Origin of the sequence: Ochrobactrum sp. 19YEA23 (assembly GCF_029909865.1) — a bacterium.
Lineage (GTDB): Bacteria > Pseudomonadota > Alphaproteobacteria > Rhizobiales > Rhizobiaceae > Brucella > Brucella gambitense.
On record NZ_JASAMQ010000006.1, the window covers coordinates 234,950 to 250,136 of the forward strand.

A 15,187-nucleotide genomic window follows, 5' to 3' on the forward strand; every position below is an offset into this window, starting at 1 on the left:
CAATTTAACAACCCGCTTTAACTTCGCCTGAAGCACTTTTCCGCAGATCTTGTCACCTTTTTCAAACGTCAAACCGATGACCAAAGCGGCGATTGCGGATCGGGCATCAGGCAGCAGCTGCTGCCTCTTCGACGAGATGACAGGCCACGCGTGTGCCATTCGACAAAGTCTGCATCTTCGGCGCTTCCTGCGCACAGCGCGCCACCGCAAACGGACAGCGCGGATGGAACGTACAGCCTGATGGCGGCTTTAACGGACTTGGAACTTCACCACTTGCCGGGGCGCGGTTGCGGTTGGGTGCTGCAATATTGGGGATCGTCTGTAGCAAGAGCTGCGTATAGGGATGCCGGGGCTGCGCGAAGAGTTCCTCCGTATCGCCCTCCTCAACAATCCGTCCCAGATACATGACCGCGATGCGGTCGGACATGTGGCGAACGACGCTCATATCATGGCTGATGAACAGATAGGTCAGACCCAGTTCATCCTGCAACCGGCGCATAAGATTGAGCACCTGTGCCTGCACCGAAACGTCCAGCGCCGAAGTCGGCTCGTCGCAAACGAGAAATTCAGGCTCGCTCGCCAAGGCGCGCGCAATTGAAATGCGCTGCCGTTGCCCACCGGAAAACTCATGCGGAAACTTTTCGCCGTCGGAGGGTGAAAGCCCGACAGTACGCAGAAGTTCTTCCACGCGCTCGGTGACTTCCGTCGCTGTCTTTCGCAGTTTCAATTCCCGCAATGGTTCAGCGATAATGTTCTTGACGCGCCAACGGGGATTGAGCGACGCATAAGGGTCCTGAAATATCATCTGCGCCGACAAAGACGCACCACTTTTGCCGGGCGCAAACCGCATTTGGCCGCTCGTCGCGCCGTGCAATCCAGTGACCAGTCGGGCCACAGTAGACTTTCCGCATCCGCTTTCGCCAACGATACTCAAGCAACCACCTGCTGGCACCGTAAAACTGATATCGTTTACGGCCTGGAGGTACTGGCGCGGCTTGCGCTCAATCACTCTGTTGAGCCATGGAGCAGAGACATCAAACGTTTTGACCAGACGCTCAACGGTCAAAGCCGCAGTTTCTTTCGATGGGGTTGTCATACAGGGCCTCCTGCATTCAGCCAGCAAGCGCTTGCGCCAAGATTGGGATTTTGACTGACAAGGTTGAGTTCAGGGCGCTCTTCAAGACAGCGGGGCACCGCCACTTTGCAACGCGGATTGAAAGCGCAACCCTTGGGAATAGCGTCAAGACGCGGCATTGAGCCATCAATCTGGTTCAGCTTTTCCACGCGCGCACCTAGCGATGGAATCGACGCCATCAAGCCCTGTGTATAGGGGTGACGCGGCTGATGCAGTACTTGCTCGACCGGCCCGATCTCGATCAGTCGCCCTGCATACATCACGGCGATGCGATCCGCGGCTTCTGCAATCACGCCCATATCGTGGGTAACGAGCATAACGGCTGTCTGCTTTTCCTTGCACAGTTTGCGCAGGAGCGAAATGATCTGGGCCTGGATCGATACATCCAAGGCAGTCGTCGGTTCGTCCGCGATCACCAATTTTGGTGATGCAGCAAGTGCAAGTGCAATCACCACGCGCTGCCGCATACCACCCGAAAACTGATGCGGATACTGGTTGACGCGATCCTCCGGCGAAGGAATACCGACATCGCGCAGCAACTGGATAGCCCGTTCACGCGCCTGAGCTTTACCAAGACCAAGATGCCGCCGGATCGTTTCAACAAGCTGCGCGCCCACCGTGAACAGCGGGTTGAGCGAGGTGAGAGGATCCTGAAAAATTGCGCCGATTTCACGCCCGCGAATTTTCTCCATAGCGCGATCGTCCAACGCGTCTATCCGGCGCTTGCCAAGCCACACTTCACCATCGGCGATATGTCCGGGCGCTTCCAGCAAGCCCTGAATGGCCAAGCCCGTCATGGACTTGCCAGCACCGGATTCACCCACAACGCCAAGGATTTCACCGGGGCGGATCGACAGGCTCACATCCGACAGAGCGGTAACCGTGCCATGACGCCCCGGAAAATCCACGCGCAGATTGCGCACTTCAATGACTGGTTCTTGCATGTCATGCATTGAAATCACCTTCTATCGGATAGCTGGAAGGAAAGATTTCCGCGACAGGAGGATGATTCCAGCTGCGCTCGGGATATTTCGCTATAAGCCCATCGAACTGGGCCTGCGCCTGAAGACGGGCTTGTTTCATGTCGAGCCCTGCAAGCTTTCGATTGATCATGGAAGCTCGGCCATCGACAAAGACCGCACGCGTGATCTTGCCCGAACCGCCGATGACGATCGTCGTGATCGGGTCAACCGTCGCGGCCATGATGGTGTCGTCAAGATCGAAGATCGCGATATCTGCCCTTGCACCTGGCGACAGATGACCGATATCAGCACGTCCAAGCGCCTTTGCGCCGCCAATCGTCGCGGCGTCAAAAAGATCGGCCGACCGCAAACGGTCCGGTGCACCATCGGCGATACGACCGGCAATAAGGCCCGTCAGCAAATTCATCAGCATGTCAGGCGGCGTGGTATCGGTGCCCATGGCAATATTGATACCCCGTTTGCGGCAAGCAGAGAACGATTTGAGGATCGAGCCACTGCGTGCCGATACGAGCGGGCAATGCACAATGGAAACGCCATTGGCCGCATAGAGGCCCAGATCTTCATCCGTGGCATTCGTCGCGTGAGGCGCAATCATCCGGTCGCTGAGCAGACCATGTTTCGCAAGCCAGACCGGAGCCGTCGAGCCGTGCAGCATCCGCACAGTATCAACTTCCATCGTGCCTTGAGCCATATGAAGACGAAACTTGCAGCCAAGATCGCGCGCCGCCGCGTCAGTGCGTTGCAACAATCCAAGCGTCGAGGTTTCGACCCGATCCGGGGCCAGCATACCACGCACCAGATCGCCGTGACGGCCATTCTGACGCTCGATATAGGCAATGGCGTCTTTCAGTCCCTGAAAGCCACGTTCTTCGTCGAAAACGGGAACGATCTTTCCCGGCTCCTCCAGAACCATACCGCCGGAACGGTAGGCAGGGCTCAGGTAAACGCGTAGTCCCAGTTCGCCGGCTGCCTCGACGGCAGCATCGAACTCGGCAACTGTTTCGCCCCATTCGCGATAGAACAGGGAAGCGATGGGGGCTGCCGTGGTGATCCCGTTCAACAGAAGCTGGCCGAACGCAAAGCGCTTTTGAAAAGCCAGCTCATCCTGACTGTACATCTCATAAGGGCCAGCCTCGACATAAGACCGTGGCCAGACGCGGCCCTTGGCCCAACCGGGATGGTTGTCGATACCAAGAATGGTGGTGTCGAGGTCAGACAAGGCATCAAGGTCGATAAGACCCGGCGAGATCAGCGCATTGCCGAAATCGATACGGCGCGCCAGTTCACCCGTGAAACCATGTCCAACAAAGACAATCTCACCATTGTCGAAAACGACTTCACCATTGCGCAAAAGCGTATGGCTGCCATCCTTGTGCCCAACCACCCAGCTGGCGGTAATCAGGGTCCGTCCATCAGGTCGCTGACCAAGCGTTAATGTATCGATAGCATTGTTCATCACGGCATCTCCACCACAGCAACGCCATTACGCGCAGTGACGCGACCGTTCTTGACCACCAGAGGGCGCGGCGCGATATCCACCACGGCGTGGGCCAGTGTTTCACCCGTCAAAAGGGTAAAGTCGGCATTGCAGCCCACATCCAGACCATAATTTTCAAGACGCATCACGTCTGCGCCGCCCTGCGACACGATATAGAGGAGATGTTCCAGATCATGATCTGAACGGACGCCATTTTTCATGCCAATGATCTTGGCGCGATCCAGCATATCGGGCTGCCCCCATGGGCCCCAGGTGTCGCGAATGCCGTCACAACCACCACCGATGCGCACTCCCGCTTCCTTCAGGCGTTTGATTGACGGCACCGTAGCCGATGGCGCGCCGGTCGTCAGAATTGCGACATCCAGAGCCGCGATCTGTTCGATCAACTGGCCAACGCGCAAGTAATCATTCATGCCGAGCGCGAAAGCATGGCTGATCGCCACCTTCCCTTCCATACCGTTGGCGCGGATACGCTCAAAGATGAGTTCCATCGTGAAAGCACCAAGATCGCCGGTCTCATGCAGATGAATATCAATCGGTACGCCGTGCTTGAGAGCGAGCGCGAACAGAATATCGAGCTGCCCTTTTGGGTCGCGATCAATACCGCATGGATCAATACCACCCAGAACTTCACAACCCTGACGCAAGGCCTCATCAAGCAATGCTTCCGTACCCGGCATGACCATCAGACCCGACTGCGGGAATGCAACGATCTCGATATCAATGATGCCTTTCAGCTTCTCGCGTGTTGCCCAGACGCCTTCGACCAATGACAATCCATGGGTGGGGTCGATATCGACATGGCTGCGGATATGCGTTGCGCCGTGAGCGGCTAGACCGATGGCGTGACGCATCGACTGGCGATGTGGATCAAGGCCGATTTCCAGCCGGTGCTCGCGTTCATAGTCGATACGCTCGCGCAGGACCGCGGCGCGATTATTGACATGCCAAGGCATGCCCCAGGTCGTCTTGTCGAGATGCGTATGCGCATCGATCAGGCCGGGCGCAATAATTGCATTGCCACCATCTTCGATGGCCATGCCCGGCTCTGCCTCGAACTGTCCGAAACCGACAATCTTCCCATCCTTGATCAAAACATCGCATGTATCGCCAGCCATAGGGCGCACATTGCGGAGCAAAAGATTGTTCATCGATATTACCTCAGTTTCGGATTGAGAGCATCGCGCAGCCAGTCGCCAAGCATATTGACGGCTACGACCAGCAGGCAGAGCTGAATGACGGGAAAAAGCACGATCCACCAGGAACCGGAGAACAGGAACTGGTTGCCGATACGGATCAAAGTCCCGAGAGATGGCTGGCTCGGCGGCATGCCGATGCCAAGGAAGGAGAGCGTGGCTTCGGTAAGGATGGCCATGCCGAAGTTAAGCGTTGCCGCCACCATGATGGGGGTCAGCGTGTTTGGCAGAATATGTCTCGCCATGATGCGGCGCGCGGGCACCCCGATCAGACGGGCGGCGGAAACATAGTCCTTGCCGGTTTCAACGATGGCCTGAGCGCGGACAGTACGGGCATATTGCACCCATGCGGAGAGCGCGATGGCCAGAATGAGAACCGCCGAGGCTCCTACCTCGCGCAGGCTGACCGGCAACATCTGTCGCACGACGGTTGAAACCAGAATGGCGACCAGAATGGTTGGGATCGACAGCGTGATATCGCCGATGCGCATCAGGAGATTATCGATGAAGCCGCCGAAATAGCCTGAGACCAAACCGGCACTCATGCCGATGACCAAGGAAAGCACAACGGAAGCGATGCCAATGACGATGGAAATGCGCGTGCCATAAAGAATGGCCGACAGCATATCGCGCCCTTGGGTGTCGGTGCCCAGCAGGAAGGGCCATTCGCCGCCCTCTTCCCAGATAGGCGGCAGCTCTGCTTTCCACATATCGAGTGCTGCGCCATCATAAGGGTTTTGCGGCGCAATGAGGGGCGCAAACAATGCCGTCAGGATCAGGATTGCGAGCAGTGCTGCGCTGATCATCGCGGTCTTGCTGTGTGTGAACGACCACCACAAGTCGCTTTTACGAACCCGCTGTACAAACGACGGGCGGGAGATGGTGGTGGTTTGCGTGGTTGGGGTGCTCATCGGCTTTGACTCCACAATCGGTTCCATGGGCAACTCAACGCGCTGTGCGCAGGCGTGGATCGATCACCGCATAGGCGATATCCACGAAAGTGTTGAGCACAACGAAGATGAAGGAAATGATGCAGAGATAGGCTGCCATGACCGGGATATCCAGGAAGGTAACGGCCTGAATGAACAACATGCCCATGCCCGGCCATTGAAACACGGTTTCGGTAATCAGCGCAAAGGCGATCAGCGAACCGACATTCATCGCCGTCATGGTCACAACCGGCATCAGACAGTTGCGAAGCGCATGACGAAAATAGATGCGCCAGCGCGGAATACCGCGGGCGCGGGCGAATTTCACATAGTCCGAACGTAGCACTTCGAGCATTTCAGCGCGAACCAGACGCATGACAAGCGTGACCTGGTAAAGCGAGAGTGCAACAGCCGGCAGCAAAATTGCGATCCGGCCGGAATGCGTCAACAATCCTGTGGACCACCAGCCAAGCTGTACAACATCACCCCGTCCAAATGCCGGGAACCAGCCAAGCGTGACTGAAAAAACCAGAATGAGCAGGATACCGACGACAAAGCTTGGCAGAGAGACACCGACAATGGAGAGAAATTGCAATCCCTCCGTATACCATTTGCCTCGTTTGATTGCCGTCAGTACACCAAGTGGAAGGCCGAGCAGCAACGAGATCAACGTGGCGACCAGAACCAGTTCCAGTGTTGCTGGAAACCGCTCAGCGATAAGGCCCAGAACATCCTGTCCATTGCGATAGGATATGCCAAAATTGCCTTGAGCGGCGTTCACCACGAACCGCGTATATTGTGTCATCAGGCCATCGTTAAGCCCCAGACGCTCACGCAGATTATTGCGGTCGGCCTGCGTCATCTGTTCGTTGGCCATCATCTCGACGGGGTCGCCCGCCAGACGAAAGATCAAAAAGGCCAGCAGGGCAACAGCCAGCATGACCATGATGGCATTGGCCAGACGCTTGATGATAAAAACCAGCATGTGAATTCCTTGGGAACAGGATGCTCCGGAGCGGTGTGCCCCGGAGCATCATGATGAGACTATTCGGCAAAATGGGTCAGCCAGTGACGCGGCTTGTTGTCTGGCAACTGTACGATATGATCAATCTTATTCGACATGACCCACGCCATTGGCTGTTGATGCAGCGGCAGCATGACAATCTCGTCCTTGACCATTTGCAGAGCCTTTGTCTGCAACGCCAGCCGCTTGCTGCGATCCATCTCCGTGGAGGCCTCAATAACCAGCTTGTCGATTTCCGGATAGCTCCAGCCACCCCAGTTAAAGACACCGGCATTATCGGTTTTGGTTTCAATCATCTGTAGCAGGATTGAATAGCTGTCGAGCATGGGTTCTGTCGCCCAGCCAATGATATAAACGTCGGCCTTGCCGCCCGTGCGTTTGGGTGCCTGTGCAGCCGTTGGTGCGATATCAAGCTGCGGCTTGAAACCGCCTCGGCTCAACATATTCACGAGCCCCTGGCACAGTTCTTCCTCGTTCACATAGGCATCAGTTGTGCAGACCAGTGTGAACGGAAAATCCGTAGCCCCAGCCTCGGCCAGAAGCTTCTTCGACAGGGCCGGATCATAGGCAAGTGTGGTATCCAGTTCCGGCGTGTAGCCCGGAATTTCCGGCGCAACCACAGCACCAGCCGAGCGCGACTTGCCGCGCATGATGCGCTTCTGTATCAGGTCGCGGTCAAGCGAATGTGCGAAAGCTTGACGCACACGCAAATCGTTGAATTTGTTTTCCGATCCGTTGTCGAGCTTCGGCTTGCGATTGAAACCCATCATGACCGTACGCAAATCGGTACGTTCCATGACCTTCAGGTCAGGCTGCGCCTGAAGACGCGGCAAATCCTGTGATGGCGCACTTTCCGTAAAATTGACTTCTCCGGAGAGGAGCGCCGCAACACGTGTCGCAGCCGAAGTGATCGGATTGAACTCGATGCGGTCAATGTTGGATTTCGACGTCTTGTCCCACCAATCCGGGTTCTTGACCAGAATGGTCTTGGAATCCGGCACGCGGCTTTCCAGCTTGAACGGACCCGTACCATTGGTGTGATAGGTTGCATAACCTTCAATCTTGGCACCAACGTCGGTGGGCTTTTCCGAATTATTGGTCTTCAGCCAACCAGCATCGAAGATGTGAATATTGGTTAGGTCGTTGAGGAGCAGCGGATAAGGGCCGCTCAACTCGATATCGATTGTGTAGTCGTCCACTTTCTTGGAGGACTTGTAGGCTGGCAAATTACCACGCAGCGGCGAAACCGGATCGCTGACGCGCTTCAGCGAAGCGAGCACATCGTCTGCATTGAAATCTGCGCCATCATGAAACTTGACGCCCTTGCGCAGATGAAAACGCCAAACCGTCTCGGAAACATTTTCCCAGGATTCAGCAAGGGCAGGCTCGATCTTCAGCTCGGCGTCGTAACGCACAAGACCTTCGTAGATGTGATTGAGGAAGGACAGCGTATAGCTGTCACCATAGGAATAAGGATCAAGCGAATAGATATCGCGCGCAGCGCCCCATTTGAGCGTTTCGGCGTGGCCGGCCAATGTCAGCCCAGCCAGCATTGTGGCCGCAAGGCCAAGTTTTCTTAACATAGATTTTGCTCCGCTTCTGGAAATTTGCGCCTCCTTTTCTGGAGGTCTGTTTTCATGCTTCGCTGCATCCATTTCGGTGCTGCGTTTCAGTGCCTGCTCACGCCATTCAGGCGGATAATACTGATCTCTCCCTTTTGAGGTGACCTGCCTCCCAGATCACGAAGGGCAGTATTGCCAGTCGACATAAAGTTGTCAACGTAATTGTAGACAATTTTTTGAGTTTCAATAACCTATTTGTCGACAACTCTGCTCTACAATTGATCAGGCGCTGCCACATTTCTGAGCAACAATCAAAGTGCGGCTTTTGAATGAGCGTTGTCGCATCTCCAGATTGTGCACCACATAAAAAAAGCGCCTCACCAAGGTGAAGCGCTTTTCGGTTTTCGCGTTGCTGGCCTTACTCGGCCATTTTTGTATGCCAGTGGCGCGGCTTGTTATCAGCCCTGAAGTCTACGCTCTTGACCTTATCCAGCATTCCCCATGCAATGGGCTGTTGGTGAAGCGGGATCAGAATTGCCTTGTCCTTGGCAACTTTCAGCGCCTGTTCTTCCAGCGCCAAACGCTTCGCCGTATCTGGCTCCTGTGCCGCCTTTTTCATCAACTCATCGAGTTCAGGATAAGACCAGCCACCATAATTCGACACGCCGGTAGAACCGCTGCGTGTAGAAAGCACCTGCGAAAGCAGCGAGTAGGCATCGAGCGTGGGTTCATTAGCCCAGCTCAGATTGAACATATCGGCCTTGCCATTGGTGCGCTTAGGCTGCTGAACGGCACGCGGTCCCATATCGATGGAAGGTTCGAAACCGCCGCGCTTCATCATATTGGCGATGCCCGAGCAGATATCTTCCTCGTTGATGCTCTCATCATTCATGCAAAGATAGTTGAAAGTCAGGCCTTTCTGGCCAGCTTCTTCAAGCAGCTTTTGGGCGAGCTTGGGATCGGCTGGCTGATAAGTGTCGAGTGCTTTCGAATAGCCTGCAATTTCCGGCGCAATCAGCGAACCGGAAGGCCGCGCCAAACCACGCATGATCTTCTTGTTGATGAGATCACGATCGATACTTGCTTCAACGGCCTGACGCACACGGACATCCAGGAATGGGTTTGGACGCCCATCCTCAAGCTTTTCCTTGCCGTTAAAGCCGATGAATACCGTACGCAGCTCGGTGCGTTTGTCGACCTTGATGCCCGGCGTCGATTCCAGACGAGGAATATCCTGAATGGGTGCTGAATCGACCAGATCAATTTCATTGGAAAGAAGTGCCGCAACGCGCGTCGCAGCCGAGGAAATCGGAATGTATTCGATGCGATCCAGATTGTGCTTTTTCTGGTCCCACCATTGATCATTGACGATCAGAACCGTCTTTGAATCGGGAACGCGGCTGTCGAGCTTGAACGGGCCCGTCCCATTGGTGTTATGCGTTGCATAATTCTCGGTCTTGGACGCGATATCGGTCGGCTTTTCGGCGTTATTGTCCTTCAGCCACTTGGCGTTGAACATGAAAATATTGGTCATGTCGTTGAGGAACAACGCCGATGGTGCCGAAACCTCGATATCGACCGTGGAATCGTCCACTTTCTTGACACCGACATAGAGCGGAATATTGCCGCGCAGAGGTGATGTTGGGTCGGAAACACGGTTCATCGAGGCCACAACGTCATCAGCCGTAAAATCTGCGCCATTGTGGAACTTCACGCCCTTGCGGAGGGTAAAACGCCAGAACTTGTTATCGACCAGCTTCCATTCGGTAGCCAGCGCGGGCTCGATCTCGAAATTAGGTCCGTAACGGATCAGACCTTCGTAAATGTGGTTCAGGAAAGCCAGATTGGATGTGGATGGAACAGAATCAGGATCGAGCGAGTAGATATCCGCGCGACTGCCCCAGCGCAGCGTAGCCGCATCGGCAGAACCGGCCAGCGTCGGCGCCGCAATGGCAGCCGCTGTCAGGGCCGATATGAAAAACCTATTTAAACGCGACATGCTTTTCCCCTCATCCATAACGATAAGATTGTTGGTCTGAATTTCGCGGCAGTATCTTAATCCATTCTTTTATTGTCAACGATATTGTCGCCAATTATGTTTAGAAACATCGACACAATAGAATGAGCCCTTCCGACGTTCAAAGACGTCGTTGCTCATATAAAAAGGGGATGACATGGCTGGATTGTTGCTGCTTCACGGAACGGTCGTAACTGTCGACCAAACACGGCGGATCATCGAGGATGGCGCTGTGGCAATCGAGAATGACAGAATTGTCGATATTGGCACCTCACTGGAATTGTCCCCTCACCATGTTGACAAGAAGAAAATCGACTGTCGTGGCAAGATGCTCATTCCGGGCCTCATCGACGCGCACGGCCACGCTGGTCACGCGCTGATCCGCAGCATTGCCGCCGACACCAATTCGCTCTGGATGCGGATCGTCACGCCGACCTATTATCATTATGTGACGCGCGACTACTGGTATGCCGACGGTCTTGTGTCCGGTCTGGAAAGGCTGCGCGCAGGCGTGACAACTTCTGCCAGCATCATCACGTCCATGCCGCGTAGTGACGATCCGGTCTTTGCGGCCAACCACGCCCGCGCCTATGCGGAAATCGGACTGCGCGAGATCATCTGCGTCGGCCCCGCAGGCTTACCATGGCCGCAGTCAGTGACACGATGGGAAAGCGGCAAGCCTGTGCGTCATGCTGTTTCATTCGAAGAAATGATTGAGGGCGCGGAAGCCACTATTGAGAGTCTCAACGGAACAGCTGACGGCCGGATCAAGGTTTTTCTGACGCCTTTCACAATCGTCCCTTCGGTCGAGCCTTCTAACGCTTCCACACCGGATTTCGCGGTCAATCTGACGGAGAACGACCGGATGCAGGCACGCAGCATTCGCGAAACCGCACGCAAATGGGGCGTGCGCATCCATTCCGATGCCTTTGCCGGACAAATTCGAATGGCGTATCAGGATAAGGAAAATGCATTGCTCGGTCCCGATGTGCATTTACAGCACTGCTGGGGCATATCCCACGAGGAGATAGAGATCCTCGCCGAAACCGGCACACACGTCACCCATGCACCGCCTGGACGCTCCACGCCGATTATGCAAATGCTCGCACGCGGCGTGTCCGTTGCGATCACATCGGATGGCGCTGCACCGAGCCGCCATTTCGATATGCTGCAAGTCGCCCGTATAGCACAATCGACACAGCATATATTGCACAACCATGACCGGTATCTTCTGCCACCCGGCAAAGTTTTCGAGATGATCACCATCGATGCGGCTCGCGCCATTGGTATGGACCACGAGATCGGTTCGCTTGAAACGGGTAAGAAAGCCGATATTGCGATTATCGACATGCGCAAGCCGCATCTGACGCCCAATTGGATGCCCGTCCACCGGCTGGTTCATCAGGTTCTTGGCAGCGATGTGGATACCGTCATCGTCGATGGCAAGATTATCATGCAGGACGGCGTGGTCCTAACTGCCGATATGCACGAGGCGCTTGCTTTCGGCGAAACCGAAGCGCGCGCATTGGTAGCCAGAGCAGGATTGGAGGCCCATATGCACAGTCCCGGCTGGGGTCAGTTGCAGCGCACTTTCGAGCAGCCGGTAATTCCACCGTCCCCGCCTGAATGCTGAAAACCGGCGGCTATTGCCAGATGGCCGATAAATGAGCTCTGGCAAAGCCAGCTTAATAGCATTCAGCTGTCCACAATATTGCTCAATGGTGACCCGAAAGCGCCGTTGAAGCCGCGATAGCGCTGGTGACTGCGATTGAGATGCGCCTGCATCGCTTCACGAGCCAATTCAGCATTTCCGGCGCTGATCGCCTCACAAATAGCGCGATGCTCGATAACCGTGTTCTGGATATAGTCGGGCGTGATAAGCGAAGGGTTGAGGTCCCGCGAAAATGCTGGCTGCGGCAGTATTTTCAGGCTCATGACACTGAAGAACTCGATAAACGCCAGATTATTCGTGGCCTCCGATATGGACCGGTGGAAAATGAAGTCCAGCTCATCCAACGCAGCTTCATTTTCGATAGACACCTCAAACTGCTTCAGCGCATCCCACATGTTTGCTTCTTGCGCCCAGGAGCGCCGCTGCGCAGCCAACCCGGCGGCATGAACCTCAAAAGCCATGCGCAATTCGAGCAGATCCATGAATGGAAGCGAGAGCCGGGCCAGGGGTTCCAGCATGGATTCGTCCGTTATTGGTGCTGTTTCCTTTCCGGGCTCGCGAATGAAAATTCCAACACCGTGCTTGGCTTCCAGCAATCCATCCGAGCGCAATGCTGCCACCGCTTCTCGGATGACCGTGCGGCTGACGCCCAACTTGTCGCCAAGCTCGGCCAGGGTCGGCAATTTATCTCCAACCTGAAGCGTACCGTCACCGATCAATGCCTTGAGGCTCTCAATCGTTCGCGAAGTCAATGTTTTCAATATGAGCCAATCCCAGTCAAAAATAATATCTTTCTAGCGTGATACGCGGTTCGGAAAAGCAATACAAGATATTATCATCGTAGATAGAGATATTATCTCTATGGATATTACCTTCCGCCTAACGACGATGACAGTCACAAACAGGCTGTCGCACCGCTTACTCCAGCCAAAAAAATCCAAACATAACAAATTCCGCTCTTATAGAAGACTAGCTAAAAAGCGTCAAATTCGCGGCCAAGTCCTTGTTTTACTGCCTTGTTTTCCGCCTCCCGCTCCCTCGACACTTAGAATGTCGTCCGAGATTCATTCTTGACAAGTGATATTATTTCGGCAAACCTGACACCATAACACAGCGCACAGTGATAATATCACTATACAAAAGCCGCGCAGTTTCAAACTTGGCGATTGCGAAATGCGTAACTAAAACAGGGGAATTCGAGATGGGAATCGTTTCTTCCAGACTGGCGGAGTTGGGCCTTGCCCTGCCCAGTGTGACGGCACCGAGCGGAACCTATGTTCCGTTCCGGCTGAGTGGAACCACGCTCTACATTTCCGGACAGGTGCCCCGTGTCGACGGCGTCGACTGCTATCTGGGGCTTGTCGGCGACACTATGGATATCGCAGAAGCGTATCAGGCCGCTCGTATCTGCGCGCTCAATCTTCTGGCGCGTGCTTCGATGGCCCTTGATGGCGATCTTGACCGCATTTCTGCCTGCCTGCAGGTGCGAGGCTTTGTGAATGCCGTGCCAAACTTCAAGAACCATCCCGCGGTGATCGATGGCGCATCCGGTCTTCTGGTCGAGGTTCTCGGCGAGAAGGGTCGACATGCCCGCACCGCATTGGGAGCAGGTTCCCTACCCCGCGGTTTCGCCGTCGAAGTCGACGCCATTTTCGAAGTTCAGTCCTGAGCGGCGATTTCCTTTCTGCCTACACATATGAAGCGAGAGATAGATGTCTGAACAAGCCATCACGATGAGCGCGGTCAATAAATGGTATGGCCAGCTTCACGTACTCAAGAATGTGAATCTGGACGTGAACAGGGGCGAACATATCGTTCTGTGCGGCCCCTCCGGCTCGGGTAAATCAACGCTTATTCGGTGTATCAATCACCTTGAAGAAATTCAGGACGGCACCATCGATGTGAATGGAACGCGCCTCGGCAATAAAGGGGCCAATGTCGATCATATCCGACGCGACGTTGGCATGGTGTTTCAGCAGTTCAATCTTTTCCCCCATATGACTGTGCTTGAAAATTGCATGCTTGCGCCACGCCGCGTGCATAAGGCTTCGACAGCCGAGGCCAAAGAAAAGGCTATGCATTTTCTCAAACGGGTACATATCGCGGAACAAGCCAATAAATATCCAGCCCAGCTTTCCGGAGGCCAGCAGCAGCGTGTGGCCATTGCACGCGCGCTTTGCATGGGGCCCAAGATCATGTTGTTCGATGAGCCCACATCGGCGCTTGATCCTGAAATGGTGAAAGAAGTTCTCGATACCATGATCTCCCTTGCTGACGACGGCATCACCATGATCTGCGTGACCCATGAAATGGGATTTGCGCGCGCCGTTGCCCACCGCGTTATTTTCATGGATCGCGGAGAGATTATCGAAAGCGCTCCTCCCGCAGAATTCTTCGGAAATCCCAAGCACGAACGCGCCAAGGCATTTCTGGGCCAGATCCTCAATCACTAACAAAACAAAGGGGAACCGAGCGAAATTACGGGAGCTTGCCAATGCAATATAGTTTCGACATGGGGCCGGTTCTGGCGGCCTGGCCACTGCTGCTGAGCGGCGCGTTACAAACCCTGAAGATATCCTCCATCTCGATGGCACTTGGGCTAATTCTCGGCATTGTCTTCATGCTGATGCGCATGAGTTCAATACGAACCGTATCCCGGACTGCATTTGCCTATATCGAACTGATCCGCAACACACCGTTTCTGGTACAGGTATTTTTCATCTTCTTCGGGATGCCATCTCTTGGCGTCACCTTGACAGCCACACAGGCGGCAATCCTCGCCATGACGCTCAATTGTGCAGCTTATGCAGCCGAAATCGTGCGCGGCGGGGTGGAGTCCATCAAGAAGGGTCAGGTGGAAGCAGGACGCGCGCTTGGTCTTCATACGCTCGACGTCTATCGCTTCATCATCTTTCGGCCGGCCATTCGTGCGGTCTACCCGGCGCTTTGCAGCCAGTTCATCCTGATGATGCTCAATTCCAGCCTCGTGGCTTCAGTTTCCGCAGAAGAACTCACCTATGTCGGTCAAATGATCGATTCCGAGACATTCCGCAGCTTCGAAGTCTATTTCGCACTCGGCGTTATCTATCTCGCGCTTTCGCAGTTCTTCTCCATAGTTCTCCAACTCATTGGCAGAACTTACTTTTCCTATCCGACGAAGTGAGGCAGACC

13 protein-coding genes are annotated in these 15,187 nt (G+C 54.8%); 4 read left to right on the top strand and 9 right to left on the bottom strand.

Going from position 1 to position 15,187, the window contains the following annotated elements:
- Positions 1 to 106 precede the first annotated feature (106 nt).
- The 8 genes from QBD01_RS16735 to QBD01_RS16770 all read right to left on the bottom strand — a co-directional run bounded on the left by QBD01_RS16735 (position 107) and on the right by QBD01_RS16770 (position 10,326).
- Entirely contained in the window at positions 107 to 1,096 is a 990-nt protein-coding gene (locus QBD01_RS16735; protein ID WP_280993751.1) for an oligopeptide/dipeptide ABC transporter ATP-binding protein, read from the bottom strand.
- Complete coding sequence (locus tag QBD01_RS16740) at positions 1,093 to 2,088, bottom strand: ABC transporter ATP-binding protein (RefSeq protein ID WP_280993752.1); 996 nt, start codon at positions 2,086 to 2,088, stop codon at positions 1,093 to 1,095. The genes QBD01_RS16735 and QBD01_RS16740 overlap by 4 nt, the downstream gene beginning before the upstream one ends.
- A complete protein-coding gene (locus QBD01_RS16745; RefSeq protein ID WP_280993753.1) occupies positions 2,081 to 3,574 on the bottom strand; it encodes an amidohydrolase family protein in 1,494 nt (497 codons plus the stop codon). Before QBD01_RS16745 ends, QBD01_RS16740 begins: the two co-directional genes overlap by 8 nt.
- The gene (locus tag QBD01_RS16750; protein ID WP_280993754.1) at positions 3,574 to 4,767 is read right to left on the bottom strand and encodes an amidohydrolase family protein; all 1,194 of its coding nucleotides are present in this window, start codon (positions 4,765 to 4,767) and stop codon (positions 3,574 to 3,576) included. Before QBD01_RS16750 ends, QBD01_RS16745 begins: the two co-directional genes overlap by 1 nt.
- A 5-nt stretch (positions 4,768 to 4,772) precedes the next feature.
- Entirely contained in the window at positions 4,773 to 5,723 is a 951-nt protein-coding gene (locus tag QBD01_RS16755) for an ABC transporter permease (protein WP_280993755.1), read from the bottom strand.
- Between the two features lie 34 nt (positions 5,724 to 5,757).
- Entirely contained in the window at positions 5,758 to 6,726 is a 969-nt protein-coding gene (locus tag QBD01_RS16760; protein WP_280993756.1) for an ABC transporter permease, read from the bottom strand.
- A 59-nt stretch (positions 6,727 to 6,785) separates the two neighbouring features.
- Positions 6,786 to 8,348: an ABC transporter substrate-binding protein gene (locus QBD01_RS16765; RefSeq protein WP_280993757.1), complete on the bottom strand. Its 1,563-nt coding sequence runs from the start codon at positions 8,346 to 8,348 to the stop codon at positions 6,786 to 6,788.
- Between the two features lie 397 nt (positions 8,349 to 8,745).
- Positions 8,746 to 10,326 (bottom strand): ABC transporter substrate-binding protein, encoded by a 1,581-nt coding sequence (locus QBD01_RS16770; RefSeq protein WP_280993758.1) that lies wholly within the window; start codon positions 10,324 to 10,326, stop codon positions 8,746 to 8,748.
- A 175-nt stretch (positions 10,327 to 10,501) separates the two neighbouring features.
- Between QBD01_RS16770 and QBD01_RS16775 the strand changes: the two genes are divergently transcribed.
- On the top strand, positions 10,502 to 11,977 hold the full coding sequence (locus QBD01_RS16775; RefSeq protein ID WP_280993759.1) for an amidohydrolase family protein: 1,476 nt from the start codon (positions 10,502 to 10,504) through the stop codon (positions 11,975 to 11,977).
- 62 nt (positions 11,978 to 12,039) lie between these two features.
- On the opposite strand, the gene QBD01_RS16780 is transcribed toward QBD01_RS16775, so the two are convergent.
- Positions 12,040 to 12,777: a FadR/GntR family transcriptional regulator gene (locus QBD01_RS16780; RefSeq protein WP_280993760.1), complete on the bottom strand. Its 738-nt coding sequence runs from the start codon at positions 12,775 to 12,777 to the stop codon at positions 12,040 to 12,042.
- Between the two features lie 440 nt (positions 12,778 to 13,217).
- On the opposite strand from QBD01_RS16780, the gene QBD01_RS16785 reads away from it, so the two are divergent.
- The 3 genes from QBD01_RS16785 to QBD01_RS16795 are packed head-to-tail and all read left to right on the top strand — an operon-like array spanning position 13,218 to position 15,179.
- Positions 13,218 to 13,685, top strand: a complete 468-nt coding sequence (locus QBD01_RS16785; RefSeq protein WP_280993761.1) for a RidA family protein — start codon at positions 13,218 to 13,220, stop codon at positions 13,683 to 13,685.
- 43 nt (positions 13,686 to 13,728) lie between these two features.
- Positions 13,729 to 14,469 carry an amino acid ABC transporter ATP-binding protein gene (locus tag QBD01_RS16790; protein ID WP_182521510.1) on the top strand — a complete coding sequence of 247 codons (741 nt, stop codon included), beginning with the start codon at positions 13,729 to 13,731 and terminating at the stop codon, positions 14,467 to 14,469.
- Positions 14,470 to 14,510: 41 nt separating this feature from the next.
- The gene (locus QBD01_RS16795; RefSeq protein WP_280993762.1) at positions 14,511 to 15,179 is read left to right on the top strand and encodes an amino acid ABC transporter permease; all 669 of its coding nucleotides are present in this window, start codon (positions 14,511 to 14,513) and stop codon (positions 15,177 to 15,179) included.
- Positions 15,180 to 15,187: the final 8 nt, after the last annotated feature.

Bases quoted from the DNA above. Each gene is read 5' to 3' on its own strand.
- QBD01_RS16795 (WP_280993762.1), top strand. From the start codon at position 14,511: ATGCAATATAGTTTCGACATGGGGCCGGTTCTGGCGGCCTGGCCACTG.
- QBD01_RS16770 (WP_280993758.1), bottom strand. From the start codon at position 10,326: ATGTCGCGTTTAAATAGGTTTTTCATATCGGCCCTGACAGCGGCTGCC.
- QBD01_RS16775 (WP_280993759.1), top strand. From the start codon at position 10,502: ATGGCTGGATTGTTGCTGCTTCACGGAACGGTCGTAACTGTCGACCAA.
- QBD01_RS16735 (WP_280993751.1), bottom strand. From the start codon at position 1,096: ATGACAACCCCATCGAAAGAAACTGCGGCTTTGACCGTTGAGCGTCTG.
- QBD01_RS16745 (WP_280993753.1), bottom strand. From the start codon at position 3,574: ATGAACAATGCTATCGATACATTAACGCTTGGTCAGCGACCTGATGGA.
- QBD01_RS16765 (WP_280993757.1), bottom strand. From the start codon at position 8,348: ATGTTAAGAAAACTTGGCCTTGCGGCCACAATGCTGGCTGGGCTGACA.
- QBD01_RS16755 (WP_280993755.1), bottom strand. From the start codon at position 5,723: ATGAGCACCCCAACCACGCAAACCACCACCATCTCCCGCCCGTCGTTT.
- QBD01_RS16740 (WP_280993752.1), bottom strand. From the start codon at position 2,088: ATGCATGACATGCAAGAACCAGTCATTGAAGTGCGCAATCTGCGCGTG.
- QBD01_RS16785 (WP_280993761.1), top strand. From the start codon at position 13,218: ATGGGAATCGTTTCTTCCAGACTGGCGGAGTTGGGCCTTGCCCTGCCC.
- QBD01_RS16760 (WP_280993756.1), bottom strand. From the start codon at position 6,726: ATGCTGGTTTTTATCATCAAGCGTCTGGCCAATGCCATCATGGTCATG.
- QBD01_RS16790 (WP_182521510.1), top strand. From the start codon at position 13,729: ATGTCTGAACAAGCCATCACGATGAGCGCGGTCAATAAATGGTATGGC.
- QBD01_RS16750 (WP_280993754.1), bottom strand. From the start codon at position 4,767: ATGAACAATCTTTTGCTCCGCAATGTGCGCCCTATGGCTGGCGATACA.